Below are 23,879 nucleotides of genomic sequence, written 5' to 3' on the forward strand. Positions count from 1 at the left end.
CCTGGCGTGCAGCTCATCGACCGAGACGTTGCTGCCGTCATCCCGCTTTGACCGGGCGCTCAGGAACGGCGCAGAATCGTCCCTTCCCACGGCATAGGAACGCGTCATGTTCGGCACCCACGATCTGCTCCTGTTCGTCATCTCCGGCCTGTTGCTGAACATGGCCCCCGGTCCCGACTCGCTGCTGATCATGGCGCGTAGCGCCACCCAGGGCTGGCGTGCTGGATCGGCGGCAGCGCTGGGCATCGGTGCCGGCACCTGCGTGCACATAGTCGCCGCCGCGCTGGGCATGTCCGCCGTGCTGGCGACGTCGGCTACCGCCTTCATGGTGGTCAAGCTGATCGGCGCCGCTTACCTACTGTACATCGGCATCAGCATGCTGCTGGCGAAACGCAAGGAGGCCGCCGAACCGACCGCCATCGAGCTGCCCGCCCTGCCCTACGGGCGCATCTTCGCCCAGGGCTTCCTGACCAACGTGCTCAACCCCAAGGTGGCACTATTCTTCCTCGCCTTCGTACCGCAGTTCATCAGCCCGGACGCCGAGCACAAGACACTGGCGTTCATCCTGCTGGGCGTCATCTTCAACATCAACGGCATGCTCTGGTGCCACTTCCTGGCCCTGTCCACCGCCTTCGCCCAGAAGCGCCTGCAGGTCGGCCGGCGTGTCGGCCTGTGGCTGGAGCGCTGCACCGGTGGCCTGTTCACCGCACTAGGCATCAAGCTGGCGCTGGCTGATCGGGTGTAAAACCCGCCAAAGAGAAAGGGGCCGAATGGCCCCTTTCTTGTTTTCGCTCAGTTGCAGTTGGCCGGCGGCGTCGCCGCCACCACGGTGCTGTAGTGGTAGCTGTAGTCGCCGCCGACAGACTGGGTGCCGCTGCTGCCGGCATGCTGGCCGATGATCCAGGTCTCCGCCTTGGGAATGCCACCGTCGGCATAGGCGGCGATGTCGGTGGTGGCGTTGCCGTAGGCACGCACGATGTTCAGACCGACCTGCTCGCGCAGGTACTTCACGTAGTTGGTCTTGTGCGCCTGGGTGTCCGGCGGAATCGGGCCGTCGCCGTAGGGGTTGGAGCGGTAGTGCCACTGCGGGATGCCCTGGTAGTCGAACCACTGGCGCGCATCCTTGGTCACCCAGTACGGCCGGGCAGTGAGGAACACCAGTTGGTAGCCCTTGTCACGGTAGGCCTTCACCGTCTGCGGGGCGTAGTAGTAGGCCTGCGCGGTCTTCAGCCCGACATAGTCGGCGTAGGCCTCGAAGTCGTTGATGGTCAGGGTGCCGTCGATGTCGAACAGCACGGCCGGGCGATTCGGGTCGACCACGCTGAGGTAGCCGTCGACCTGGCTGAGGTCGCCCTCGACCACGAAGCGCACGCGGTACTCGCCCACCGGCCGAGTGCCGACCGCCACGTTGATCTTGCCGTCGCTGTCGGTGGTATGGCGACCCAGGTAGCTCCAGCCACTCATGCCGGTGCCGTACAGGTAGGCGTGCACGTACTCGCCTTCCAGGTCCTTGTGCAGCACGGCGTCGTAGTCGAACTTGGCGGTGACGGTGGCGGCCTGGCCGCTGCGTACCATCTGGTCATGGACCATGTGCCAGGGCTTGTACAGACCGGCCAGCACCTGGCTGCCGAAGTTGCGGAAGTTCTTCTTCGCCGGCTTGGTGAAACTCGGTGGGTTGGCCGGGCTTTGGAAGTCCGGACACTGGGCGCTGACCTGGGCACTCAGGGCCAGCAGGGTGAGGGCTGCAAGAGCTCGCATCGCTACATTTCCTTATGGTTCGTTATTGTTATGGCGCTACCCCGGAACGGGGCGCGCTTGAAGTTAAGCAGCGATTGTTAACCGCACATGAACACCCGCCACGCCGTATCGCCCGACCATCCGCGCCACACCGCGGCGACGGCTCTGGCATGCGGGTGACAGCACGAGGCGACTTGCTCGGCTTGTGACCGGCATCACTGATCGGTTAGCGTCTGGATCGTCCCCACCAGCTCCGGCGACCACCATGGCCCTGCATACCTGGCTGATCTACCTCACCGCCGTCTTCGGCCTGTCGCTGACGCCCGGCCCCAACGGCCTGCTCGCCCTGACCCACGGCGCGCTCTACGGCCACCGTCGCGCCCTGTGGACGGTCACCGGCGGCATGCTCGGTTTCGTGCTGCTGATGGCGCTGTCGATGTTCGGCCTGGCCGCCCTGCTCAAGGCCTCGGTGCATGCCCTGCTGGTGCTCAAGTGGCTGGGCGCCGCCTACCTGATCTGGCTCGGCATCCAGCTATGGCGCTCGCCGCCGCTGCACCTCACACCGCTGGAGTCGGCCGCACCGCGCCCCGGCCTGCAGCTGTTCCGCCAGGGTCTGCTGTCGGCCCTGTCCAATCCCAAGGTGATCCTGTTCTTCGGCGCCTTCCTGCCGCAGTTCCTCGACCCGTCGCGCAGCCTGTGGCTGCAGTTCGCCGTGATGGCGGCCACCTTCGCCCTGGTCGAAGGCGTGGTGGAATACCTGCTGGCGCGCACCGCGCAACGCACCCGGCCCTGGCTGGAGCGCGCCGGCCGCGGCTTCAACCGTTGCTGCGGCGGGCTGTTCGCCGCCATGGGCCTGGCCCTGCCGCTCACCCGCTAAACGACGAAATCCAGCCGCCGCAACCAACTGCAGGCCAGCAGCGCGCCACACAGGCGCGCACTGTCCCTGGAGTCGTCCAGCCACAACAGCCAGCCTTCGCCCTGCGCCTCCAGGCGCCACTCGCGCGCCCCGGCCAACGCCTCGATGCGCTGCTGCAAGGTGGTTTCGTCCAGCAACAGGGTTTCGATCAGCACGGCGCGGAACATGGCGGTCTCCTGCGGGGAACGCCCCGCTCGTGTGATGTCAGTGGACGACCGGCTTGACCAGCGCGGTCTTGCCGTCGGACAGCAGCCAGGCCACCAGCGTCGCCGGTTGTGTGCTGCTGGGATTGCGGGTGATGCGGTGCAGCTGACCCGGCGCCTCGTACCAGGCATCGCCGGCCTTGAAGCGTTGCGCCGGCTGGCCATCCAGGGCCGATTCCACCTCACCGCTGACCACCACCACGAACACCGCGCCCGGGTGGGTATGCGGCCGTGAGGTGGCGCCCGGTGCAAACTCCACCCGCAGCGCCTGGGCGTGGCTGCCGGGCGATGCCGGCAGCTCGGCCGCCGCCACCGGCGTTACCGTCTCGTCACCCGCGCCGCCATGGCCTAGCGCGGTGGCGCTGGCCAGGGCGGACAGGACGAATATCGCTAGCGACCTGCGCATGACGATCACTTCGCCGGCTGCATGGCGAAACCGACACCGAAGCGGTTCCACGCGTTGATGGTGACGATGGCCAGGGTCAGCTCGGCGATCTCGCTCTCGCCGAACTGCGCCGCCACCTGCTCGTAGACCGCGTCCGAGGGATGGCCCTCGGTCAGTTGAGTCATGGCGTCGGTCCAAAGCAGGGCGGCACGCTCGCGCTCGCTGAAGAACGGCGCGTCGTGCCAAGCACCGAGAGCCAGCAGGCGGCGGGCCGACTCACCCTGCTTCAGCGCATCGGCGCTGTGCATGTCCAGGCACAGGGCGCAGCCATTGAGCTGCGAGGCGCGCACCTTGATCAGCTCGCGCAGCGAGCCTTCCAGGGGGAAGGCCGCCTGGGTCTGTTCCAGGGCATAGAGGGCCTTGAACACGTGCGGGGCGGTCTGGTGATAGTTGTTGCGCTTGCTGGTCATCATGGCGGCTTCTCCGAAAGAGACCCGATGTCGTACCGGGAATGGTCGCCACTGTATTGATCAGCCATAACGAGATAAATTGGCCAGCAACGTAAACATTGTGCGGAGAAACGGACAATGGCCTTCGACCGCCTGGAAGCGATGCGCGCCTTCTGCCGCATAGTCGAACTGGGCAGCTTCACCCGCGCCGCCGATGCGCTGGGCCTGGCCAAGACCACGGTATCCGGCCAGGTGGTGGCATTGGAAACCCAGCTCGGCGTCAAGCTGCTACACCGCACCACTCGCCGGGTGTCACCGACCACCGACGGCAGCGCCTACTACGAGCGCGCCCGCGCCGTACTCGATGACCTCGACGAGCTGGAAACCACCGTGTCGCAGAACCGCGGCCTGGCCCGTGGCCGAGTGCGGGTGGAGATGCCCACCCCTGTCGGGCGCTTTCTGGTCATTCCTGCCCTGCCCGACTTCGTCGCGCGTTATCCGCAGATCCGCCTGGACGTCGGCTGCAGCGAGCGGGTCGTCGACCTGGTGCAGGAAGGCGTGGACTGCGCCATCCGCGGCGGCCCGGTGCACGACCCGGACCTGGTGTGCAAACCCATCGGCAGGATGCGCTTCACCGTCTGCGCCTCGGCCAGCTACATGGCCGACAAGGCGCCTCTGAGCCACCCGCGGGATCTGGCCGCGCTGCGCTACCTGGCTTTCGTCTACCCGGCCAGCGGGCGGCAGAAGGTCAACGTGCTGCAGCGTGGCGACGAGCGTTTCACCATCGAACAGGAGCCGGCCATGCGCTTCAACAGCGGCGGCGCCTACGTGGCCGCCGCCGAGGCCGGCCTGGGCTTCGTCACGGTGCCCACCGCCGAGGCCGAGCGGCCGCTGGCCGAAGGGCGGCTGGTGGAGCTGCTGCCGGAATGGCAGCTGGAGAGCATGCCCATGAGCCTGGTCTATCCCTACTCGCGGCACCTGTCGGCACGGGTGCGCGCCTTCGTCGACTGGGCCGCCGAGCAGATGGGCAATCATCCGCTCTGGCGCCCCTAGCCATGCGCCGCTGCGTTTCTCGGTGATCGGGAGCTGGGGCATGCCGACGAGCGCGACGAACAGGTCTCTACGACCTGCAGATAGGCCCTGGCGCAGAAGGTGGCCGGCGAGCTGCTGAGCAGGGCGGACCTTGCCAGCAGCTACTGCGCGCCATGGTGCGGATGAAGCAGGACGGCGAGTTCGACGCCATCCTCGCGCGCTATCGCTAGCCCTGCCCGCCCAGTTGCTCCAGGCACTGCTGGGACACCTGCTGTAGGCGCTGGATCAGCGGCTCCGGCAGTTCGGCCTTTTCCAGCGTGGCGATCTCGCTGGCGGAGAAGTCGCGGTCAATGCTCGACACCGTGCAGTCGCAATACTGCTGCGCGCGCTGCTGGCCCAGGGGTTGGCCGGCGCTGTTCACGCAGCTCTGCTGGAAGGTCTCACGCACACCGGGTGGCCAGTCCTTGGCCAGCACCGGCATGCTGGTCAGCAGCAGCGTGGCGAGAGCAACTCGCGGGAAGCGATCCATGGGTGTTCCCTCGCTAGGCGGAAAAAAAAGCGGCCGCGTCAGAGGCGGCCGTTCGCACATCACTGTAGCCCAGGCGGATTGGCGTCGGGGCGGATGTCGAAGCCGCCACGGTTCTCGCTGACCACCTGGAAGTACTGGGTGCTGCCCGGCGCGACCTTCACCGCCAGCTCCTTGTGCAGGCGGCCCATGCCGCACAGGGTGTCGTCCATCTTGTCGATGGTCAGGCCCAGCACGCGAGTGCCGGCCGGCACGTTGAAGCTGGCCACCTCGGCCATGCCGATGCGCGCGGCCACCTTGCGGTCCACCTCGATGGCTACGTAGCAGCCGCCGCCCATCAGGCCCATGTCGCGATTGACGATCAGCCGGCCACCGTTCTGGTGCTCCTCCTGGAAGGCCAGCAAGCGGTCGCTCGGCACCGGGGTGATGTGCTCGGGATCGGGGCGGAACGACGAACAACCAGCCAGCAGAACCAGGGGTAGAACGGCGAAGAACCGGCGCATGGAAGCCCTCCTTGGGCGTCGTGGGGTCGGGCCAGTATTGGCGCTTAGGCGCCGCGGCTCAAGAGGCCATGTGCCTGTCGGCGAAAATCCTGAACCTCGCGCACAGCGCCGCCCTCTACCACTCAGTAACCCCGAGAGGAGAACGACATGAACCGATTGCTGATTGGCGGCCTCGCCGCCTGCCTGCCGCTGCTGGCCATGGCCGATGGCGAGTTGACGGAACACCTCAATGGCCTGCAGGTGGAAACGTCCACCAGCCCGCTGACCGCCCAGGACAACACCGGTGCGGGCCCGGTCACCGGCAACGCCACCCTGGTGCTCAAGCTGACCAACCATGAGACCCAGGCGGTGCAATGCGAGGTCGACCCGGGACCCACTGCCGCCGATCCCCAGGTCCAGCGGGTCAGTCTGGAGCCGGGTGAAAGCGCCACCTTGCGTGTGGATGCCCGCGCCGCCGGCGCCACCAGCGACGGCAAGCTGACCTGCACCCCGGCCGGCGCCTCCTGAGGTTTCACTCACGCCAGGCCCCTCCCCTGGGCCTGGCTTCTTTTTGCCCGCGCACCGGCTAGCCGTGAAAGGTCTGGCGCCAGGCGCTGGGCGACACGCCGAAGGCGCGGCCGAAGTGGTGGCGCAGCGAGACCGGCGAGCCGAACCCGGCCAGTGTGGCGATGGCCTCCACACCCTGCTCCGTGCTCTCCAGCAGGCGTTGGGTCAGAGCCAGGCGCTCGGCCAGCAGCCAGTCGCCCACCGTCATGCCGGTGAGCTGGCGGAAGTGCCGAGTGAAGGTGCGCCGGCTCATCAGCGCGCGCTCGGCCAGGCTGTCCAGGCTGTGCGGCAGGTCGAGATGGGCGCGCACCCAGTCCAGTAATCCGGCCAGGCGGTCGTCGCGGGAGGTGGCCGGTAGCGGCTGCTCGATGAACTGCGCCTGGCCGCCCTGGCGATGCGGCGGCACCACCAGGCGCCGCGCCACCCGATTGGCCAGTTCGGCACCATGCTGCTGGCGCAGCAGATGCAGGCAGCAATCGATGCCGGCGGCGGTGCCGGCCGAAGTCAGCAGGCCTCCGTCGTCCAGATAAAGCACATTGGCATCCACCGTCACCTGCGGATAGCGCTCGGCGAAGTCGTTGGCCCAGGCCCAGTGGGTGGTGGCGCGCAGGCCGTCGAGCAGGCCTGCCTCTGCCAGCACATACGCGCCCAGGCACAGGCCGACCAGCCGCGCACCACGCGCATGGGCCGCCACCAATGCCTCCAGCAACGCCTGCGGTGGCCGCTCCTCCGGGTCATGCCAGCTCGGCACTATCACCGTCTGCGCCCACTCCAGCGCCTCCAGCCCATGCTCGACCTGCAAGGCGAAGCCGGCCGTGGTGGTCAGCGTCCCCGCCTCGGCAGCGCACACGCGCAACTCGTACAGCTCGCCACCCGGCCCCAGGTCGCCGAATACCACACAGGGCACGGACAGGTGGAACGGCGTGATGTGGTCGAAGGCGACCACGGCGATGCGATGGGCAGACATGGCGTTGTTCCGATCCAAAGGTTTGGCCCGATCTTAGCGCAAGCTGGCTTCAGGGCCACTCGCAGCGACAGGCGCGACAGGCCAACAATCTGCCCATCGACAGCCACCCCGCCAAACAAGAGGAACCCACCATGAGCCAGCAACCGAAACGCGCCCTGATCGTCATCGATGTGCAGAACGAATACGTCACCGGCAACCTGCGCATCGAGTACCCGCCCATCGAGCAGTCGATGCACAACATCGGCCGCGCCATGGATGCCGCCACCGCCGCCGGCATCCCGGTCATCGTCATCCAGCACCTGACCCCGGAAGGCGCGCCGATCTTCGCCACCGGCAGCTACAACGCCGAACTGCACCCGCTGGTCGCGGACCGCCCGCGTGACCATTTCATCCAGAAGCAGATGGCCAGCTCCTTCGCCGGCACCGACCTGGCCGCCTACCTCAAGCAGCACCAGATCGACACCCTCAGCGTGATCGGCTACATGACCCACAACTGTGACGACTCCACCGTGCGCCAGGCTCACCACGAAGGCTGGAACGTCGAACTGCTGCACGACGCCGCCGGCTCGCCGCCCTACCGCAACGCCATGGGCTCGGCCACCGCCGAGGAAATCCACCGGGTGTTCACCGTGGTCATGCACACCGGCTTCGCCGCCGTGCTCAGCACCGATGAATGGCTCAACGCCCTGGCCACCGGCGAAGTGCCGCAGCCGGACAACATCTACCTGTCCAACCAGCGCGCCATCGCCAATCGCTGAACACAACGACAGCGCCAGAGCGTGGCGTCGGTCATGTCGACGTGCCGGGGCATTGATTAGAATGCCCCGGTACTCGCCCAAGGACAGGCGAGCCCTACTTCGAGAAGGAACTCACATGCTCTTGCACCGGCTATTCCAGGCATTGCTCATCGGCACCCTCAGCATCACCTCCGCTCAGGCTGCCCCAGCTCTCCACCCCGCCAGCCAAGGGGTGGTCCTGAAGACATTCGAACCCGCCCAGCAAGGCAACGCGCCATACCGTCTGGACCGAGACCCACAGGTGCGCAGCGCCGTGGAGAAGCTGCTGGGTTATGGCCGCGCCAGCTATATCAGAGACAACACGCTGGTGCTCGAACAAGTACTCGAATCACTCAACTCCTCCATGGACATCGTCACGGCCGAACTGCCCAATGGCCGCCGGCTGATCGCCTCGGAGAACAAGATGACTGGCGGCTACGAGCGTGCCGCACTGTTGATCGAGGGTCGCAAGCTGGTGGCCATAGGCCTGGTGCACGGCCCTTGCCTGCCAGACGAAGAAACCCAGGAAGTGACCTGCTACTACAAGGAACCGGCAGCCACTCTGACCATCTTCCTGCCAGCCGGTACCTCTCGCGACAGCGCCCAGCCGCTACGCGACTGGGCCGATCAGCTGCCACCGCTGCTGGCCAATCTCGCCGAAGTCCGCGGCTCGAAGGACCAGGTACAGCAAATCGCCAAGGTCGAGTATGTCGAGCCGGATACCGATGCACCCGGCTGGGATGGCAAGGAACTGGCACTACCCGACGTCATGCTGGAGCTACTGCCCAAGCGCGCCAAGCTGAGCACAGCCATGCGCGACGGCGTATACGTGGCACCGGCGCCGATGGCCGGCGACATCTTCGACACTGGCTGGGAAGAGGCCTCCGGCCAACCGCTGCGCACCGCCGAAGTAGTGCTGTTCAGCCACGCCAGCTTCGACGACCTGCTGGAGCACTATCGCCAACTGGCCGGCGACAGCGAAATCGTCGACGACGGTCAGGTCGCCCAGTGGAGCGGCGAAAATGCCGCCGGTGTATTCACCGTCACTCTGGAGGACGAGCAGGAGCGCGGCGTTCGCATCACTCTCTCGGTCTGGCCACTGAACACTCCGGCTTCCTGACCAACCACGCCACGTAGCCCGGATGAAATCCGGGAAACAGGCAGCTTCGCCCCGGATTGCATCCGGGCTACCCCTCTGAGACTCGTCAAAACAAAAGCCCGGCCTAGGCCGGGCTTTTTCGTATCGCGGAACGTAGGGCGGGTGAAACCCGCGTGACCTGATCGCGGGTTACACCCGCCCTACCGAACCGATCAGCCGTTGATGCGCTTCACTAGCCGCGCCTGCAGCGCCTTGAGCTCTTCCGCATCGCCCTGGTTGGTGGCGTGGATGCCGAGTTTGTCGCCCTCGTAGCGCGGCACGATGTGCACGTGGATGTGGAACACCGTCTGCCCCGCCGGGGCGCCGTTGAACTGGGCGATCTGCACGCCGGCCGGTTCCAGCTCGTCCACCACCACCTGGGTCAGCTTGCGCACCACGCTCATCACCTTGGCCAGGTTGGCGTCGTCGATCTCCAGCAGGTTGCGCGCCGGCGCGTGCTTGGGGATCACCAGGCAGTGGCCGTAGGACTGCGGGAACAGATCGAGGAAGGCCAGCACGTCCTCGTCCTCGTACAGCTTGTAGCAAGGCGCCTCGCCGCGAATGATCTTGGCGAAGATGTTCTGCTCGTCATAGGTTCCGTGCAGGCTCATGGGGTTCTCCGTGGTCGACAAAAAGCAAAGGCGAACCATACCGGCTTCCGTCGAGTCAGGTAAGGATGTCGCCCACCTCGGCGGCCGGCTATCCTGACCAAGTCGCCAGTTCTCCGGAGTACCCATGCCAGACCTTTCCACCTTCCCCATCACGCGCAAATGGCCCGCCACCCGGCCCGACGTTCTGCAGCTGTATTCGCTGCCCACGCCCAACGGCGTCAAGGTCTCGATCATGCTGGAAGAGACCGGCCTGGACTACGAGCCGCACCTGGTCAGCTTCGAGACCAACGACCAGCTCAGCCCGGAGTTTCTCTCGCTCAACCCCAACAACAAGATCCCTGCCATCCTCGACCCCAACGGGCCGAACGGTGAGCCGCTGGCCCTGTTCGAGTCCGGCGCCATCCTCGTCTACCTGGCGGACAAGACCGGCCAGCTGCTGCCGCAGGACGCCGCCGCGCGCTACCAGTGCCTGCAGTGGCTGATGTTCCAGATAGGCGGCATCGGCCCGATGTTCGGCCAGCTCGGCTTCTTCCATAAATTCGCCGGCAAGGATTACGAGGACAAGCGCCCGCGCGACCGCTACGTGGCCGAGTCGGCGCGCCTGCTCGGCGTGCTCGACCAGCACCTGCAAGGCCGCGACTGGATCATGGGCGACGCCTACAGCATCGCCGACATCGCCACCTTCCCCTGGGTGCGCAACCTGATCGGCTTCTACGAGGCCGGCGACCTGGTGCAGTTCCAGCGCTTCGCCAACGTGCGCCGTGTGCTCGACGCCTTCCTCGCCCGCCCGGCGGTGGTGCGCGGCCTGGTGATTCCCGGACGCCGCTGAGCTCACCGGCCACGGCTTGTAGGGCAAGCGGCCGTTGGCCCAGTTCGCCCGCAGGCCGCATGTCCCGGCCACGATTTCCACGGACGAATCGCCACGTGCAACGCCTTCGCTCTCGCCCTCCTGCCTGCCGCTCAAGGGTCGAACTCACGTTCTCCACGAGCTGCTGGAGAAGACCGCGCCGAGAATTGGGGCAGATGCCAACCGAGCAGTGACAAAGCCCGCTGCCCGAAAGTGGCGCTGGCCATCGAGCACTGAGCCCGGCCGGCGCGCGGCAGGTGCGCGCAGGCGTCGCTCCGGGTATCTTCTGCGGCCGAGTAATTGCCGTCAGAACCGCCGATCCATGATTCGCATCGCCCTCCTCTGCGTCGCCGCCCTGTGCGCCAGCCCCGTCCTCGCCAAGGTCGAAGTCGAAGCCGCCGAACAGAAGAACATCGGCCGCATCCTGATCGCCAAGATTTCCGAAGACATCGCCCCCGGCGACTACGAGGCGCTGTTCAAGGGCCTGCAGGCCCACCCCGGCAAGTTCGCCCGCAAGATCCTGCTGCTCGACAACATCGGCGGCAGCGCCGCCGAGGCCATGCGCATGGGCCGCCTGCTGCGCGAAACCGGCTTCGACACCCTGGTGCCGGCCAAGGGCGTGTGCCAGGGCAGCTGCGTCTACCTGCTGGCCGCCGGCCGCAAGAAGACCGTGCGCGGCTATGTCGGCATCCATCGCCCGCACTTCCCCGCCGGCGAATCCGCCCAGGCGCGCCTCGGCGGCATGCCCGCCAACCCGGCCGCCTACCTGCGCGACATGGGCGTGGCGCCCAGCCTGGCCGCCGACATGCAGGCCATCGAGCCGCAGCGCATGAAGGTACTCAGCGCCCAGGACCTGGCGCGTTACCGGTTGAATTGATTGGCGGCTGGCCGCCGGCCAGCGCCACCCCGTAACATCCGCCACCCGTTTTCACCGCAGCGACCGACCCGCACCGGCCGGTCCGCCCTCAGGTACCGCATGAAAATCGCCCGCTTGCGCGCCGACATCCTGGCCGGCCTCACCTCGTCCTTCGCCCTGGTGCCCGAGTGCATCGCCTTCGCTCTGGTGGCCCAGCTCAACCCGCTGATGGGCCTGTACGGCGCCTTCATCATCTGCACCATCACCGCCCTGTTCGGCGGCCGGCCGGGAATGATCTCCGGCGCGGCCGGCTCGATGGCGGTGGTGATAGTCGCCCTGGTGGTGCAGCACGGCGTGCAATACCTGCTGGCCACGGTGCTGCTCGGCGGCCTGCTGATGATCCTGTTCGGCGTGCTGCGCATGGGCAAGCTGGTGCGCATGGTGCCGCACCCGGTGATGCTCGGCTTCGTCAACGGCCTGGCCATTGTCATCGCCCTGTCGCAGCTGGAGCACTTCCACGAAGGCGAAGGCTGGCTCAAGGGCGCGGCGCTGTACTGGATGCTCGGCCTGGTGGCGCTGACCATGGCCATCGTCTACCTGCTGCCGAAGCTGACCCGCGCGGTGCCGCCGGCGCTGGTGGCCATCCTCGGCGTCGGCCTGCTGGTCTACCTGCTCGGCCTGCCCACCCGCACCCTCGGCGACATGGCGCACATCGCCGGCGGCCTGCCGCAGTTCGCCCTGCCGGACATCCCCTGGAATCTGGAGACCCTGCGCATCATCGCGCCCTACGCGATCCTCATGGCGCTGGTCGGCCTGCTGGAAACCCTGCTCACCCTCAACCTCACCGACGAAATCACCCAGAGCCGCGGCCACACCAACCGCGAGTGCGTGGCCCTGGGCGCGGCCAACATTGTCTCCGGCGCGTTCGGCGGCATGGGCGGCTGCGCGATGATCGGCCAGACCGTGATCAACCTCAGCTCCGGTGGCCGCGGCCGCCTGTCCGGCGTGGTCAGTGGGGTGATGATCCTGCTGTTCGTGCTGTTCCTCTCGCCGCTGATCGAGCTGATCCCGCTGGCCGCGCTGGTCGGCGTGATGCTCGTGGTGTCGCAGCAGACTTTCGCCTGGGGCTCGCTGCGCGTGCTCGGCAAGGTGCCGGCCAACGATGTGCTGGTGATCGTCGCCGTCACCGTGATCACCGTGTTCACCGACTTGGCCACCGCCGTGCTGTGCGGCATCGTTATCGCCGCGCTGAACTTCGCCTGGCACCACGCCCGCGAACTGTATGTGGACAGCAACGCGCAGCCCGACGGCAGCAAGCTGTACCGCGCCCACGGCACGCTGTTCTTCGCCAGCACCACGCCCTTCCTCAACCTGTTCGACGTGGCGCAGGACCCGGACCAGGTGACGCTGGACTGCCGCCACCTGAGCTTCGTCGACTACTCCGCCATCGCCGCGCTGCACACTTTGCGCGAGCGCTATGCCAAGGCCGGCAAGCACCTGCGCGTGGTGCACCTGTCCGAGCGCTGCAAGCAACTGCTCAAGCGCGCCGGCATCCAGCACTGAACCACGAGGCGGTCGCAAGGCCGCCTCGCCACGCTCAGGGCAGCTGCGCCATCTGCTGCAACGCGTCGATCACGTACTGCTGCAGCTCCAGCGGCAACGCCGCCAGCTGGCCGGTGTAGTTGCCGACCAGCGGGTAGTAATGCACCACGAGCCGCCAGGGCGCTGGCCTTGTCGGTGTACTGCACATGGGCGGTCACATGGGTATCCGCCGCTATCGGCTGGTCGGCGTGGTCCAGGTGCAGCGTCTTGTTGTAGGTGATCTCAGCCTTGTACACGCGGTTGCTCTGGAAGCCGTAGGCCGAACCTGCGACCACGTAGTACACCCACCGGCCGCCGTGATGGTCCGGGGCTTCACCGTTGTATGTTCAGTTGGACATGTCCTGCTCCCTGGTCTCGGGGATCGCCGGCGACCCCACGTCGCCGGCAGACGCATCCTCCGCGCAAGGCGCCTCGGCATACCAAAGGGAACGGCTTCCCCGGGGCGCCCTCGGCCAGGTCTCAACGGTGCAATGATCGCTGCGTGATGCGGCCCGGAGCCTGTAGCGGCTCAAAGCGCAGGCACGCCCTGCCGCTCGGGGCATCAGCAGGTCGCGGCAGGCGCTTACACCCAGCCGTCGTTGCGCTTGCGCCGCACGCGCAGCACGGTCGGCAGCAGCAACCCGGCCAGCAGGCCGGCGCCGGCGATGCTGCCGCCATACACCATGTAGCGCATCAGCACCTGCTTGTTCTCGCCGCCCAGCTGCGCCTGAGCCTCGCGCAGTTCCGCCTGGGCCTGGTTCAACTGGCTGTCCAGGTCGCTGCGGGTGGCCTGCAGCTCATCGATCAACTTCTTGCGCGAATCCAGCGTCTCCTGCATGCCCTGCACACGGGTGTTCCAGGTGTCGTCGATGCCCTTCAGCTCGGCGCTCAGGTCGGCCACCTTCTGCTCCAGCTGCGGCAGGCGCTCGGCCTGGCCGGGCACGCTCTGCAGGTCGCGGGTGAGAATCCATACGCTGTCGCCGTTATCGCTGCGCACCTGGCTGTAGTCGCCCTGGCTGCGCAGCAGCTCGACCTTCTGCCCCGAGCCGAGCGAGCCGACGATGCGGTAGCCATCGGTGGGGCCGCTGCGCACATAGGTGCTCAGGCTGTCGCTGACCCAGCGCGAATTCTGCGCGCCCTCCTCGGCCTGCGCGCCGGCGGCGTACAAAGTGCCCAGCAAGCAGCTGCCGAGCACGCGGGGTTGGAAGAAAGAGGCAATCACGGAACGCAGACGGGACAAGAGCATGGGCAATCTTCACCAGACAGGGGAACGGAGCCCGCAAGCGGGCACGACCACGTCGACAACCCGTAAAGGCGCAAACGGACCGACGGGTGACAGACCGCGTGAGTCCATCCGAGTTCGCCAACCCCCGGTCGGTTCGGACGAGCTGCTTCCGCGCCGAACAGGCGCCCGACGCCCCTGCGCCCATGCCGGCAGGAGCGCCAACGCGCCATGCAGCCACCCCGTTCCTCAGCGCAGCGTGTAGCCCTTGTCCACCACCCAGTCCTGGCCGTACACGCCACGCGCGCCGTGGGACAGCTGGAACAACACCACCTCGGCTACCGCCTCGGAACTGAGGAACTCGTTGTCCACCAGGCGCGCGCTCACCTCGCTGGCCACACCGGCCAGCGCCTCGTCCGCCAGGCCCAGGCTGTTCCAGATCGGCGTGGCGGTCGGGCCCGGCGACACCAGGTTCAGGCGCAGGCCCTCGCCCGCATGCTCCAGCGCCATGCTGCGCACCAAACTGGACAGCGCCGCCTTGGTGGCGATGTACGCACCCAGGCCGACAAAGCCCAGGTGGCGCAGAAAGGTGCTGATGAACACCACCGACGCCGGCCGCGCCAGCTGCGCCTTCAGCGCATAAAAGGTATTCACCGCGCCGGCGCCGTTGATGCGCCATTGCTCGTCGAACGCCTGCAGATCACTGCCCGGCGCCAGCTTGGCGATGCCCGCGTTGGGCACCAGGTAATGCACCTCGCCCAGCTCGGCAGCCCGCTCGGCGAGGGCCTGCAGCGACGCCTCGCGGGTCACGTCGCCCTCGAACCAGAACAGCCGCTCGGGATACCGCGCCAACAGCGGCTCCAGCCCACCCAGGCTGCGAGACATCGCCAGCACCCGCGCACCGCGCTGCAACAGCTGCTCGCACACGGCCAGGCCAATACCGGAACTGGCGCCGGTCACCACCGCCAGGCGTTGTTCGAATTGATCGTTCATGACTACCTCGAAACAGGAAAAAAAGGGCGCACCCCGGACCAGGCCCGGAGCAGCAACACAGGGATCAATGGGGATAGAGCCGCCCCTGGCGCAGGTCCACGCGCTGGCCGCGCTCGAAGCGCTGCTGCGGCGAGCGAATCCAGCGCTCCTCGCCCGCTTCGTCACGCACGATGTAGGCGGTACCGGTCTGGCCACTGGCACGCTGCACCTGCGCCCCACCCCAGCCACCCACCGCCGCACCAACCACAGCCCCAACCGGGCCACCGGCTGCGGCCCCCACCATCAACCCGGTCAGCCCACCGAAACCGGTGCCGACCGAGTTCTCTTCCTGCTCCGCCACCACCTCGGCGGCCTGAACGGATTGCACGGCCAGCAGGCCGATACTGAAAGCAAGCAAGGCAAAGCGATTCATCTGAGTACTCCGTTATGTAGGCGTTGCGCCGGGAGCTACTCAGCTTTCATGCCAGATATTTTTCTCTTTAATTTCATACGGTTGAGAAATACAGAAGTCGTCATGACAACAGCGGAACGCTGTCGATAAGACACGAGCAAAGGTCGGAATGACAGCGAAGCGGCAGCGGCGAGAGGCTACCCGAGAGAGAAATTCACGCACTGACTGAAAGGACAACTTGCGTGACGTGGTTGGCATTAGCTAAGTTCGGATAACGCTACTGGCGATGCGCCACCCCAACCGCATCGCCGAACAGGATGTCGGCCCACTGGGCCGGTTAGCCGAGCTGGCTCGGCGCGATAAGGAATTTGAAATGCGTTTCGACTTCTGGAGGCTGCTCACCGCCTCCCCTCAGCCAATAACTCCTCCAGGAATATATCTGCTCTCAGATATATTCGCCTACTAGCTCTAATCTTTAGTAATTCGTAAGCAAGAAGTATTAAGACACAGCGAGCCTTGAGTACAACAAATATAAAACCTTCCGCCGATGATTAAAGAGAAGAAATGAATATAAACTGGCTACACATATCCGACATTCATTTCCACCCGCGCAGCCAATGGAGAGACAACCAGTCAATAGACTCTCTACTAGAATATCTTTCAGAATCATTTTCCAAGAAAGAACTGCCGCTACCTGACTTAATTTTTTGCACCGGCGACATAGCCTTTGGAGAGAGCTCTAACGCACCACTCCACGAACAATATTCCGACGCAGAAAATTTCTTCAACAAACTGTTAAATGCATGTGGAAAAGACGGGAAGCCTTTAGCAAAAGAAAGACTATTCATCGTACCGGGCAATCACGACATTAATAGAAACAAGATAAATCAAGATGCACAAGAGACCTTAATCCGCTGGGCAGGGGCCTCACATCAACACATTGATAAAATAAATCAAAGATTTCAAGACAAGAGCAAAGAGTTCCTGACAATCATCTCCAGGCTTGACGAATATGGAGATTTCGTCAAAAACTATTTACCGCATCAGCATGATCCCGAAGGCAGACATCGCTATTCCAAAACAATAAATATCAATGATGTGAAAATAGGAGTATCAGGCTTTAACTCTGCTTGGACATGCTCTGGCCCCGAAGACGATAGGAACCTATGGCTTGCTGCGAACTGGCAATTCAATAAAGCACAAGAAGAAGCAAAAGGATGCGATATTAAAATAGGGCTGATTCATCATCCGACTGACTGGCTAAATAACTCAGACAGAAACATTGCAACTGCATCGATACCAACAAAATATGACTTCTGGCTACATGGGCACAGCCACAACGCATGGGTAACGCCTAGCCAAAACAACATCATGATTGCTGCCGGAGCGGTTGGAGCGTCCAGCTCCGAGGAATTTGGGGTCAACCTCGTATCTCTGGACTTCAGTAGCAAGTCGGGCGTAGTGCATCTGCTTACGAAGAAAGCAGGGTGCGACTGGACTATCCAGCCTATTCCACAGCATGCTCCATTTGGGAAATGGGAGTTTAACTTCCCCAGCCGCATTATAAAAACCAACACGACCGTAGCAGAAAAGCAAAAACCATCGGGCAGCACTATTGACGCAGCTATTACCGAGAAACTCTTAGCCACTCGACTAAAAGAAGCATTAAAACTATTCTCCAATCACACCAACGAATGGATAGCTCCAACAATATCAACAGAAGCGGAGAACGGGGACAGACAAGAGTCCGCAACCTTTATTACACCAGAAGAGATAACAAAATCCCCACGAGACCTACTAATAAGTGCACCACCACAACATGGACTAACATGTCTATCGCACTATCTAATACATGATGCATGGACCAAACAAAATACATTCTGGTTATATTTAGATGCCAGAAACACAAAGCCACACAGAGAAGCCATTTTAAAGCAGCAGGATAAAGAACTACAGGAAGCATCCAGACAAGAAACGGATATATCGTGCGTGGTGCTAGATTCTTGGTCGCCTTCTGAAAAAGACGGAATCAAACTTCTAAATAAAATATATGAAACATACCCAAATATCCCAATAATATGCATGCAGCAAACAACAAACAGCCTGAGTATTAACCAATCCAAGCCATTAGCAAGAACGCCTGAGAACCTCTATCTCTGGTCACTACCACGAGAAAGCATCAGGAAAATAGTTTCCCTCTATAACGACAAGAAAACGATTGGCGACGAGAACAGCATTACCACAAGAATAATCTCAGACATGGAGGTTCTTAATTTACACAGAACCGCACTGAACTGCCTAACACTGCTAAAAGTCTCCGAAATAGACTTTGATGAGAACCCAGTTAACCGCACCGAGATAATAAAGCGAGTACTCTTTTTACTATTCAATATAGATGACATCCCAACCTATAAATCCAAGCCAGACCTTAAGGACTGCGAACATGCCTTGGGGTATTTCTGCGAACAGCTTATAAAGGATGGCGCTTACGGATTTACTCGCTCAAAATTCCTCACCGAAATAAATGACCACGCAAGATCACAACTCATGGACATTGAGACACAAGTTGTCTTCGACGTCCTATATGAGAATAATATAATCGCCCAAATAGGAGACCAATTTTACTTCCGATTCTCATACTGGCTATTTTACTTCGCAGCTCAACGTATGCACCATAGCAAAGAGTTCGCTGACTACATATTTGAGGACATGCGTTACTCCCAATACCCAGAGCTTATTGAATTCTACACCGGAATTGACAGACGCAGAGAAGATGCGCTTAGCACACTTACGGAAGATCTAAAACGAGTTAGACTAGCAGTTCATGACAACTGCGGCCTACCTGAAGACCTCAACCCTTATCGTCTAGGAAAATGGAATTCCTCTGAAGAAACAAAGGAGATAATGCAACAGGAAGTTGCCAACGGAGTAGCAGAGTCGAATCTTCCAGAGATAATAAAGGATCGATACGCAGACAAAAATTACGACTGCAAAAGACCATATAATCAAACCTTTGGCAGCGTTCTATCGGAACATCATTTTGTTCGACTAGTACAAGCAACCTCTGCCGGCTCTAGAGCCCTAAGGAATAGCGATTACGCCAATATTGATCTGAAAAAAGAGTTACTATCTGAACTACTAAAATGCTGGGATCAAATTTCCAGAGTGATCTTTACAATCCTTCCAATGCTCATGGAAAACAAATCCGCAACATACGATGGCGTTCATATAATATTGCTTGGCGAACAATATGGAAATACTCTCATCGAAAGATTTTCGAGCATCCTCACAACGATCCCATCTTCAGTATCTCGAACATTCTCAGACGACCTCTTCTCAATGAAGATGGGGCCATTGTTTTACGATCAGCTAAAAAACACTTCAATCACAGAGCTAAGCAAACACACATTAATACTTCTACTTATCTCCAAAAGACCTCGCGACTGGCACAAAGAAGTCAGCAAATACATATCTCAAGTTCAACATAATTCATTCTATCTTTTTGATATTTACACAAATCTTAGATCGCAATACAGATACTCCTTTGCATCCACAAAAGTTCTTGGAGAAATAGAATACTTAATCAAGATGGCTGCAGCCAAGCATAGTACAGGCAGTAAAACACCGAACTCTAAAATGATCAGCAAAATAAATCCCAAAGTAATTCCTGACAGAGAAAGTCCAAGCGACTAATAGCCATCATCACACCCCGAATTAAATCTGGGTGAGCTTTTAACCCTAAGGGAGGTAACGGATTTTTGGTGGGGCCAACCACATAGCCCCACCAAAGTATCCACTCTGAGAGAAAATCTATAGATAGGGAGAACAGCAAAAAATCTTCTCCCACGCTAAAGTGCTCGCCCTAACATAGAGTTCCTATCGATGAGCAACGACCCCCTCCACGGCCTCCCCCTGAAAGCCATCGTCCAGGCCCTGGTCGACAAACACGGCTGGGACCGCCTCGGCCAGCTCATCGCCATTCGCTGCTTCACCCACGACCCCAGCGTCGACTCCAGCCTCAAGTTCCTGCGCAAAACACCCTGGGCGCGGGAGAAGGTCGAAGCGCTGTATATCAAGGACATCGCCAACAAGCGCTGAGCCGCGCCACCGCGACCATCCGGCGGGCGACCCAATCGGCGAGCGCGAGGCGCTGTCATAACCGGACCAGCACCCTTCGGGGAGGTCCCATGCAACCGCCCGCTCACGTTCTCCACCAGCGCCTGGACCTGGACGGCATCGAGGTGTTCTACCGCGAAGCCGGCCCGCCAGATGCGCCGGTGCTGCTCCTGCCCCACGGCTACCCCTGCTCCTCCTACGAGTTCCGCAACCTGCTGCCGCTACTGGCCGATCGCTGGCGGCTGATCGCCCCGGACTTTCCCGGTTGCGGCTACTCGGGCACGCCCTTCGAGTTCAGCTACGACTTCGACGGCTATGCGGACTTCCTCGCGCGCTTCACCAACCGCCTGGGCATCGAGCGTTTCGCCCTGTACCTGCACGACTTCGGCTCGCAGATCGGCCTGCGCCTGGCCATCAGCCGGCCGCAGCGCATCAGCGCGCTGATCGTGCAGAACGGCGATATCTACGAGGACCAGCTGGGGCCGAAGTACGCCGCGCTCAAGCAGTTCTTCGCCAACCCCAGCGACGAGACGCAACGCACGCTGGCCGAGTCGGTGAGCCTGGAGGGCTTTCGCGACGAGTTCCTCAACGACGTGGAGCCACACGTGGCGGCGCGCATTCCGCCGGACCTCTGGCAGCTGCACTGGGCGCTGATGACGCCGCGCCGCCAGCAGATCGCCCTGCAGCTGATCACCGGGCTCAAGGAGAATCTGGCCTGGTTCCCGCACTACCAGATGTATCTGCGCCAGCATCAGCCGCCGACGCTGATTCTCTGGGGCCCGCGCGATGGCTTCATGCCCGAGGGCGCGGCGCGCGCCTACCTGCGCGACCTGCCGGACGCCGAGTTGCACCTGTTCGAGGATGGCGGCCACTGGCTGCTGGAAACCCACCTGCAGGAAGTGGCGGCGCTGATGCGCGACTTTCTCGAACGCACCCAGGGCGGTGCGGAACAGGATTGAGGCCGGCCCGCCCTACTCCGCCCTAGCCAGGGTTTGCCAGCGCCGCTGGCGAGGACAGAGCGCCAGACCAGGCAGCCCGCAGTCAGGGTTGCAGGTAGCGCTGCTTGATGCGCGCCTGGGTGCCGTCGGCGATCTGCTTGCGCAGTACCTCGGCATACATCTGGACGAACTCGGGCTGCACGCTTCTCTTGCTGAAGGCCACTTCCACGCCCTCGCTGGACACCACCACCGGCGTGGGCTGGATCAGCTCGCTCAGGCCCAGTTCCTCGATCTCCTGCTGGCCGGAGTGTTCGTCGGCGATCACCCCGTCGATGCGCCCCTTGGCGGCCATGCGCCAGAGGTTGAGGCGGTTGGCGTTGAACTTCATGCGGTCGTGGAAGGCCGGTGTCCGGATCAGCTCCAGGTAGCTCGGCCCGTATGAGACTTCCAGCTGCGCGCCCAGGCGGAAGGTGGTGTCGCGTAGTTGCAGCAGCTCACTCACCGGCCAGCGGGCGGCGGCATCGCGGCGCATGAACAGGATATTGCGCGAGGCCTCCTCGACCACCCCGGAGAAGTGCGCATACACCTCGCGCTCGGGTTTGCGGTAGGCGCCGGGCAGGATGTCGAGACGGCCCTGCTCCAGTTCGCGCAGGGCCCTGGCCCAGGGCAGGCGCACCAGCCGCGCCTCGCAGCCCATGGCCTGGAGCACGGAGCGCACACCGTCGACGGCGGAGCCGACTACTTCGCCATCCGCCAGCTGCATGCTGTAGGGCGGGTCGTCGTCCCAGCGCAGGGTCGCTTCGCAGGCGGCGCTCGCCAGGCTCGGCACGAACAGGACCACTGCCAGCAGGAGCCGGCGGCAGTGCAGCATGGCAAGGACGGAGAAAGGCATCAGGCGCTCGGGACAGCTCGGAACCGGTAGCTTTGACTCTAGAGAATGCCCCGGCGCCGGTAAAGGACGGCGCTGCGCTCGGCACGCGTGCTGGCAATCGGATAAGCGACCCGGCCGCCTGCACAAATCTTCTAAACCTCGGCAGGCGGACGCGCTAAGGTCACGGCAGGCCGAGCGCCGCCTTTCGGAGAACCCCGTGGACACACGCAACTGGATCGACCTCGCGCAGGATGCCGACACCGGCATCGAGTCGATCCGTGCCCATTTCGAGGGCCACGCCTACGACCCGCACTGGCACGACAGCTACCTGGTGGGCGTTACCGAGCAGGGTGTGCAGCAGTTCAACTGCCGCCGCGAGAGGCACCTGAGCACGCCGGGCAAGGTGATTCTGCTGGAGCCGGGCGAGATCCACGACGGCCACGCGCCGACCGCGGAAGGCTTCACCTACTCGATGCTGTACATCGACCCGCAGTGGCTGGAGCGCGAGCTGCACGCGCTGTTCGAGCATGCGCCGGCGGACAGCACGCCGAGCTTCGCCCATATCCTCAACAACGACGCCCCGATGGCCGGCGCCATCTTCCGCGCCTTCCACACGCTGCACGAGGGCGACCTGCGCATCGTCCGGCAGACCGCCATCGACGACCTGCTCGGCAGCATGACCAGCCGCCTGCAGTGGCGCAAACGGCAGAACCCGGACCCGCGCTTGCCGCTGGTGGCCCAGCGCGCCCGCGACTACCTGCACGCCAACTTCGACCGGGACATCGGCCTGGACGACACGGCGGCGGCCTGCGGGGTGGATCGCTTCCGCCTGACCCGCGCCTTCAAGAGCGCCTTCGGCATCGCCCCGCATGCCTACCTGATCCAGCTGCGCCTGGCCAAGGCACGCCAGCGGCTGGCCCGTGGCGACACGCCAGCCGATGTGGCCTGCGCACTGGGCTTTGCCGACCAGAGTCACCTGGGCCGCTGGTTCCGCCGCGCCTACCGGCTCACTCCTGCCGACTACCGTCGCCGCTGCACAAAGCTTCCAGACTGACCCGCCGCCACGCCGCAGCATGAGCCTCCCTGACACGGAGAAGCCATGCCATGCGTACCCATCATTCTCGTCACGGTTGGAGGGGCTGAGCCATGCAGTCCCTGCTGCCCTTCCTGCTGTTCGCCTTCGTCGCCACCATCACGCCGGGGCCGACCAATATCCTGGCGCTCAGCCACGGCGCGCGCTTCGGCGTGCGCGCCACCCTGCCACTGGTGCTCGGCGCGTGCCTGGCGGCGGCGCTGATCGTGCTGCTGGTGGGCTTGGGCCTGGGCGAGGCGCTGCTGCGCTACCCGCGCGTGCAGCTGGCGATGAGCTGGCTCGGCGCGCTGTGGCTGAGCTGGCTGGCCTGGCAGCTGTGGCGCAGCGCGGACGTGCCGCTGAACACAACGGACGCGCGCGAGCTGGGCCCGCTGAGCGCGGCGGCCCTGCAGCTGGTGAACCCCAAGGTGTGGATGATGGCGGTCGCGGTGGTCAGCGTGTTCGCCGCCGGTAGTGCGGACAAGGCCCTGCGCGTGCTGCAGCTGTCGCTGATCTTCCTGCTGCTGGCCGTGCCGAGCATGACCGCCTGGGCCCTGCTCGGCACCGGCAGCGCGCGCCTGCTGCAGTCGCCGCAGCGGATGACGCGTTTCAACCAGATGCTGGCGCTGTTGCTGTTCGCCTCTACCTGGCTGGCGTTGTTGCTTTAGGGCTTGAAGACCTTCACCGCTTCCAGCCAGGCCGGATCGAGGCGCTTCTGCTCCACGTCCAGCCCACGTTGCTCCATCAACTCGCGGTGCGCGTCGATCTCGCGGACCATGTGGCTGAGGTCGGCGCTGTTGCCGTCCAGCTGGTGCATCTGGGTCACGCCCAGGTGGTAGAAGCGCAGCAGCTGCATGGCGCTGGCATCGCCCGCGGCCACGCCAGCCTTGACGTGGTGCATGACGTTGGTGACGCGCATCAGGCTGCGCTTGAGCCCCCAGCCGTAGGCGGCCGCCGCCATGAACGGGCGGTGCCACAGCTGCAGGCGCACCACTGCGATGGTCAGGCCCATGCCGCACAGCACGCCGAGCAAGTTCCACTTAAAGTTGTCGCCGGGCGGGCCGCCGAACAGCTGGGTGCTGGCGGTGGCGCAGAGCATGGCCAGCACCAGGAAGATGGCGATCACCACGAAGGTGCTGCGGCGGGTCTGCTGGCGATAGAGCTCGGGGCTCATGGGCTGGATTTCGAACATGACGAGTCCGG

27 protein-coding genes are annotated in these 23,879 nt (G+C 63.4%); 14 read left to right on the forward strand and 13 right to left on the reverse strand.

Features of this window, described 5'->3' with window-relative positions; all coding sequences use genetic code 11:
* Positions 1-106 precede the first annotated feature (106 nt).
* Positions 107-745 (forward strand): LysE family translocator, encoded by a 639-nt coding sequence (locus N7607_RS00385; RefSeq protein ID WP_279864947.1) that lies wholly within the window; start codon positions 107-109, stop codon positions 743-745.
* Between the two features lie 47 nt (positions 746-792).
* Here N7607_RS00385 and N7607_RS00390 read toward each other — a convergent pair whose 3' ends face one another.
* On the reverse strand, positions 793-1,758 hold the full coding sequence (locus tag N7607_RS00390) for a hypothetical protein (protein ID WP_279864945.1): 966 nt from the start codon (positions 1,756-1,758) through the stop codon (positions 793-795).
* Positions 1,759-2,002: 244 nt separating this feature from the next.
* Between N7607_RS00390 and N7607_RS00395 the strand changes: the two genes are divergently transcribed.
* Entirely contained in the window at positions 2,003-2,614 is a 612-nt protein-coding gene (locus N7607_RS00395; RefSeq protein ID WP_279864944.1) for a LysE family translocator, read from the forward strand.
* On the opposite strand, the gene N7607_RS00400 is transcribed toward N7607_RS00395, so the two are convergent.
* The 3 genes from N7607_RS00400 to N7607_RS00410 are packed head-to-tail and all read right to left on the reverse strand — an operon-like array spanning position 2,611 to position 3,711.
* The gene (locus N7607_RS00400; protein ID WP_279864943.1) at positions 2,611-2,820 is read right to left on the reverse strand and encodes a hypothetical protein; all 210 of its coding nucleotides are present in this window, start codon (positions 2,818-2,820) and stop codon (positions 2,611-2,613) included. The two genes, N7607_RS00395 and N7607_RS00400, sit on opposite strands and share 4 nt — an antisense overlap.
* Before the next feature lie 37 nt (positions 2,821-2,857).
* Positions 2,858-3,262 carry a cupin domain-containing protein gene (locus tag N7607_RS00405; RefSeq protein ID WP_279864942.1) on the reverse strand — a complete coding sequence of 135 codons (405 nt, stop codon included), beginning with the start codon at positions 3,260-3,262 and terminating at the stop codon, positions 2,858-2,860.
* Between the two features lie 5 nt (positions 3,263-3,267).
* Positions 3,268-3,711, reverse strand: a complete 444-nt coding sequence (locus N7607_RS00410) for a carboxymuconolactone decarboxylase family protein (RefSeq protein WP_279865204.1) — start codon at positions 3,709-3,711, stop codon at positions 3,268-3,270.
* Positions 3,712-3,828: 117 nt separating this feature from the next.
* On the opposite strand from N7607_RS00410, the gene N7607_RS00415 reads away from it, so the two are divergent.
* Positions 3,829-4,743 (forward strand): LysR family transcriptional regulator, encoded by a 915-nt coding sequence (locus N7607_RS00415; protein WP_279864941.1) that lies wholly within the window; start codon positions 3,829-3,831, stop codon positions 4,741-4,743.
* A gap of 205 nt (positions 4,744-4,948) precedes the next feature.
* On the opposite strand, the gene N7607_RS00420 is transcribed toward N7607_RS00415, so the two are convergent.
* Positions 4,949-5,251 carry a hypothetical protein gene (locus tag N7607_RS00420; RefSeq protein WP_279864940.1) on the reverse strand — a complete coding sequence of 101 codons (303 nt, stop codon included), beginning with the start codon at positions 5,249-5,251 and terminating at the stop codon, positions 4,949-4,951.
* A 59-nt stretch (positions 5,252-5,310) separates the two neighbouring features.
* Complete coding sequence (locus N7607_RS00425) at positions 5,311-5,751, reverse strand: 3-isopropylmalate dehydratase (protein WP_279864939.1); 441 nt, start codon at positions 5,749-5,751, stop codon at positions 5,311-5,313.
* 147 nt (positions 5,752-5,898) lie between these two features.
* Between N7607_RS00425 and N7607_RS00430 the strand changes: the two genes are divergently transcribed.
* Positions 5,899-6,258: a hypothetical protein gene (locus N7607_RS00430; protein ID WP_279864938.1), complete on the forward strand. Its 360-nt coding sequence runs from the start codon at positions 5,899-5,901 to the stop codon at positions 6,256-6,258.
* 58 nt (positions 6,259-6,316) lie between these two features.
* On the opposite strand, the gene N7607_RS00435 is transcribed toward N7607_RS00430, so the two are convergent.
* Positions 6,317-7,264 (reverse strand): helix-turn-helix domain-containing protein, encoded by a 948-nt coding sequence (locus N7607_RS00435; RefSeq protein ID WP_279864937.1) that lies wholly within the window; start codon positions 7,262-7,264, stop codon positions 6,317-6,319.
* A 131-nt stretch (positions 7,265-7,395) separates the two neighbouring features.
* On the opposite strand from N7607_RS00435, the gene N7607_RS00440 reads away from it, so the two are divergent.
* The gene (locus N7607_RS00440; protein WP_279864936.1) at positions 7,396-8,022 is read left to right on the forward strand and encodes a cysteine hydrolase family protein; all 627 of its coding nucleotides are present in this window, start codon (positions 7,396-7,398) and stop codon (positions 8,020-8,022) included.
* 115 nt (positions 8,023-8,137) lie between these two features.
* A complete protein-coding gene (locus tag N7607_RS00445) occupies positions 8,138-9,160 on the forward strand; it encodes a hypothetical protein (RefSeq protein WP_279864935.1) in 1,023 nt (340 codons plus the stop codon).
* 191 nt (positions 9,161-9,351) lie between these two features.
* Here the strand turns inward: N7607_RS00445 and N7607_RS00450 are convergent, their stop codons facing one another.
* Positions 9,352-9,789: an HIT family protein gene (locus tag N7607_RS00450; RefSeq protein WP_279864934.1), complete on the reverse strand. Its 438-nt coding sequence runs from the start codon at positions 9,787-9,789 to the stop codon at positions 9,352-9,354.
* A 124-nt stretch (positions 9,790-9,913) separates the two neighbouring features.
* On the opposite strand from N7607_RS00450, the gene N7607_RS00455 reads away from it, so the two are divergent.
* The 3 genes from N7607_RS00455 to N7607_RS00465 all read left to right on the forward strand — a co-directional run bounded on the left by N7607_RS00455 (position 9,914) and on the right by N7607_RS00465 (position 13,055).
* Positions 9,914-10,618: a glutathione S-transferase N-terminal domain-containing protein gene (locus N7607_RS00455; protein WP_279864933.1), complete on the forward strand. Its 705-nt coding sequence runs from the start codon at positions 9,914-9,916 to the stop codon at positions 10,616-10,618.
* Positions 10,619-10,958: 340 nt separating this feature from the next.
* On the forward strand, positions 10,959-11,513 hold the full coding sequence (locus N7607_RS00460) for a hypothetical protein (RefSeq protein WP_279864932.1): 555 nt from the start codon (positions 10,959-10,961) through the stop codon (positions 11,511-11,513).
* 99 nt (positions 11,514-11,612) lie between these two features.
* Positions 11,613-13,055, forward strand: a complete 1,443-nt coding sequence (locus N7607_RS00465; protein WP_279864931.1) for a SulP family inorganic anion transporter — start codon at positions 11,613-11,615, stop codon at positions 13,053-13,055.
* Positions 13,056-13,656: 601 nt separating this feature from the next.
* Here the strand turns inward: N7607_RS00465 and N7607_RS00470 are convergent.
* The 3 genes from N7607_RS00470 to N7607_RS00480 form a co-directional block, all read right to left on the reverse strand.
* Positions 13,657-14,319 carry a TIGR04211 family SH3 domain-containing protein gene (locus tag N7607_RS00470; RefSeq protein ID WP_279864930.1) on the reverse strand — a complete coding sequence of 221 codons (663 nt, stop codon included), beginning with the start codon at positions 14,317-14,319 and terminating at the stop codon, positions 13,657-13,659.
* 225 nt (positions 14,320-14,544) lie between these two features.
* Complete coding sequence (locus N7607_RS00475; protein WP_279864929.1) at positions 14,545-15,288, reverse strand: SDR family NAD(P)-dependent oxidoreductase; 744 nt, start codon at positions 15,286-15,288, stop codon at positions 14,545-14,547.
* A 64-nt stretch (positions 15,289-15,352) separates the two neighbouring features.
* Positions 15,353-15,700, reverse strand: a complete 348-nt coding sequence (locus N7607_RS00480; RefSeq protein WP_279864928.1) for a hypothetical protein — start codon at positions 15,698-15,700, stop codon at positions 15,353-15,355.
* A gap of 543 nt (positions 15,701-16,243) precedes the next feature.
* Here N7607_RS00480 and N7607_RS00485 point away from each other — a divergent pair.
* The 3 genes from N7607_RS00485 to N7607_RS00495 all read left to right on the forward strand — a co-directional run bounded on the left by N7607_RS00485 (position 16,244) and on the right by N7607_RS00495 (position 20,754).
* Positions 16,244-19,372: a metallophosphoesterase gene (locus N7607_RS00485; RefSeq protein WP_279864927.1), complete on the forward strand. Its 3,129-nt coding sequence runs from the start codon at positions 16,244-16,246 to the stop codon at positions 19,370-19,372.
* A gap of 189 nt (positions 19,373-19,561) precedes the next feature.
* Positions 19,562-19,777 (forward strand): VF530 family protein, encoded by a 216-nt coding sequence (locus tag N7607_RS00490; protein ID WP_279864926.1) that lies wholly within the window; start codon positions 19,562-19,564, stop codon positions 19,775-19,777.
* 89 nt (positions 19,778-19,866) lie between these two features.
* Entirely contained in the window at positions 19,867-20,754 is an 888-nt protein-coding gene (locus tag N7607_RS00495) for an alpha/beta hydrolase (protein WP_279864925.1), read from the forward strand.
* A gap of 82 nt (positions 20,755-20,836) precedes the next feature.
* On the opposite strand, the gene N7607_RS00500 is transcribed toward N7607_RS00495, so the two are convergent.
* A complete protein-coding gene (locus N7607_RS00500; RefSeq protein ID WP_279864924.1) occupies positions 20,837-21,625 on the reverse strand; it encodes a transporter substrate-binding domain-containing protein in 789 nt (262 codons plus the stop codon).
* Between the two features lie 196 nt (positions 21,626-21,821).
* Here N7607_RS00500 and N7607_RS00505 point away from each other — a divergent pair, with 196 nt between their 5' ends.
* Together N7607_RS00505 and N7607_RS00510 are read left to right on the forward strand one after the other, a co-directional pair.
* Positions 21,822-22,658, forward strand: coding sequence for an AraC family transcriptional regulator (locus N7607_RS00505; RefSeq protein WP_279864923.1), 837 nt, complete (start codon positions 21,822-21,824; stop codon positions 22,656-22,658).
* A gap of 92 nt (positions 22,659-22,750) precedes the next feature.
* Positions 22,751-23,344: a LysE family translocator gene (locus N7607_RS00510; RefSeq protein ID WP_279864922.1), complete on the forward strand. Its 594-nt coding sequence runs from the start codon at positions 22,751-22,753 to the stop codon at positions 23,342-23,344.
* Here the strand turns inward: N7607_RS00510 and N7607_RS00515 are convergent.
* Entirely contained in the window at positions 23,341-23,868 is a 528-nt protein-coding gene (locus tag N7607_RS00515) for a DUF3087 domain-containing protein (protein ID WP_279864921.1), read from the reverse strand. The two genes, N7607_RS00510 and N7607_RS00515, sit on opposite strands and share 4 nt — an antisense overlap.
* Positions 23,869-23,879 lie beyond the last annotated feature (11 nt).

This window comes from Pseudomonas sp. GD04019, assembly GCF_029837695.1.
GTDB lineage: Bacteria > Pseudomonadota > Gammaproteobacteria > Pseudomonadales > Pseudomonadaceae > Aquipseudomonas.

Bases quoted from the DNA above. Each gene is read 5' to 3' on its own strand.
- N7607_RS00385 (WP_279864947.1), top strand. From the start codon at position 107: ATGTTCGGCACCCACGATCTGCTCCTGTTCGTCATCTCCGGCCTGTTG.
- N7607_RS00390 (WP_279864945.1), bottom strand. From the start codon at position 1,758: ATGCGAGCTCTTGCAGCCCTCACCCTGCTGGCCCTGAGTGCCCAGGTC.
- N7607_RS00395 (WP_279864944.1), top strand. From the start codon at position 2,003: ATGGCCCTGCATACCTGGCTGATCTACCTCACCGCCGTCTTCGGCCTG.
- N7607_RS00400 (WP_279864943.1), bottom strand. From the start codon at position 2,820: ATGTTCCGCGCCGTGCTGATCGAAACCCTGTTGCTGGACGAAACCACC.
- N7607_RS00405 (WP_279864942.1), bottom strand. From the start codon at position 3,262: ATGCGCAGGTCGCTAGCGATATTCGTCCTGTCCGCCCTGGCCAGCGCC.
- N7607_RS00410 (WP_279865204.1), bottom strand. From the start codon at position 3,711: ATGACCAGCAAGCGCAACAACTATCACCAGACCGCCCCGCACGTGTTC.
- N7607_RS00415 (WP_279864941.1), top strand. From the start codon at position 3,829: ATGGCCTTCGACCGCCTGGAAGCGATGCGCGCCTTCTGCCGCATAGTC.
- N7607_RS00420 (WP_279864940.1), bottom strand. From the start codon at position 5,251: ATGGATCGCTTCCCGCGAGTTGCTCTCGCCACGCTGCTGCTGACCAGC.
- N7607_RS00425 (WP_279864939.1), bottom strand. From the start codon at position 5,751: ATGCGCCGGTTCTTCGCCGTTCTACCCCTGGTTCTGCTGGCTGGTTGT.
- N7607_RS00430 (WP_279864938.1), top strand. From the start codon at position 5,899: ATGAACCGATTGCTGATTGGCGGCCTCGCCGCCTGCCTGCCGCTGCTG.
- N7607_RS00435 (WP_279864937.1), bottom strand. From the start codon at position 7,264: ATGTCTGCCCATCGCATCGCCGTGGTCGCCTTCGACCACATCACGCCG.
- N7607_RS00440 (WP_279864936.1), top strand. From the start codon at position 7,396: ATGAGCCAGCAACCGAAACGCGCCCTGATCGTCATCGATGTGCAGAAC.
- N7607_RS00445 (WP_279864935.1), top strand. From the start codon at position 8,138: ATGCTCTTGCACCGGCTATTCCAGGCATTGCTCATCGGCACCCTCAGC.
- N7607_RS00450 (WP_279864934.1), bottom strand. From the start codon at position 9,789: ATGAGCCTGCACGGAACCTATGACGAGCAGAACATCTTCGCCAAGATC.
- N7607_RS00455 (WP_279864933.1), top strand. From the start codon at position 9,914: ATGCCAGACCTTTCCACCTTCCCCATCACGCGCAAATGGCCCGCCACC.
- N7607_RS00460 (WP_279864932.1), top strand. From the start codon at position 10,959: ATGATTCGCATCGCCCTCCTCTGCGTCGCCGCCCTGTGCGCCAGCCCC.
- N7607_RS00465 (WP_279864931.1), top strand. From the start codon at position 11,613: ATGAAAATCGCCCGCTTGCGCGCCGACATCCTGGCCGGCCTCACCTCG.
- N7607_RS00470 (WP_279864930.1), bottom strand. From the start codon at position 14,319: ATGCTCTTGTCCCGTCTGCGTTCCGTGATTGCCTCTTTCTTCCAACCC.
- N7607_RS00475 (WP_279864929.1), bottom strand. From the start codon at position 15,288: ATGAACGATCAATTCGAACAACGCCTGGCGGTGGTGACCGGCGCCAGT.
- N7607_RS00480 (WP_279864928.1), bottom strand. From the start codon at position 15,700: ATGAATCGCTTTGCCTTGCTTGCTTTCAGTATCGGCCTGCTGGCCGTG.
- N7607_RS00485 (WP_279864927.1), top strand. From the start codon at position 16,244: ATGAATATAAACTGGCTACACATATCCGACATTCATTTCCACCCGCGC.
- N7607_RS00490 (WP_279864926.1), top strand. From the start codon at position 19,562: ATGAGCAACGACCCCCTCCACGGCCTCCCCCTGAAAGCCATCGTCCAG.
- N7607_RS00495 (WP_279864925.1), top strand. From the start codon at position 19,867: ATGCAACCGCCCGCTCACGTTCTCCACCAGCGCCTGGACCTGGACGGC.
- N7607_RS00500 (WP_279864924.1), bottom strand. From the start codon at position 21,625: ATGCCTTTCTCCGTCCTTGCCATGCTGCACTGCCGCCGGCTCCTGCTG.
- N7607_RS00510 (WP_279864922.1), top strand. From the start codon at position 22,751: ATGCAGTCCCTGCTGCCCTTCCTGCTGTTCGCCTTCGTCGCCACCATC.
- N7607_RS00515 (WP_279864921.1), bottom strand. From the start codon at position 23,868: ATGTTCGAAATCCAGCCCATGAGCCCCGAGCTCTATCGCCAGCAGACC.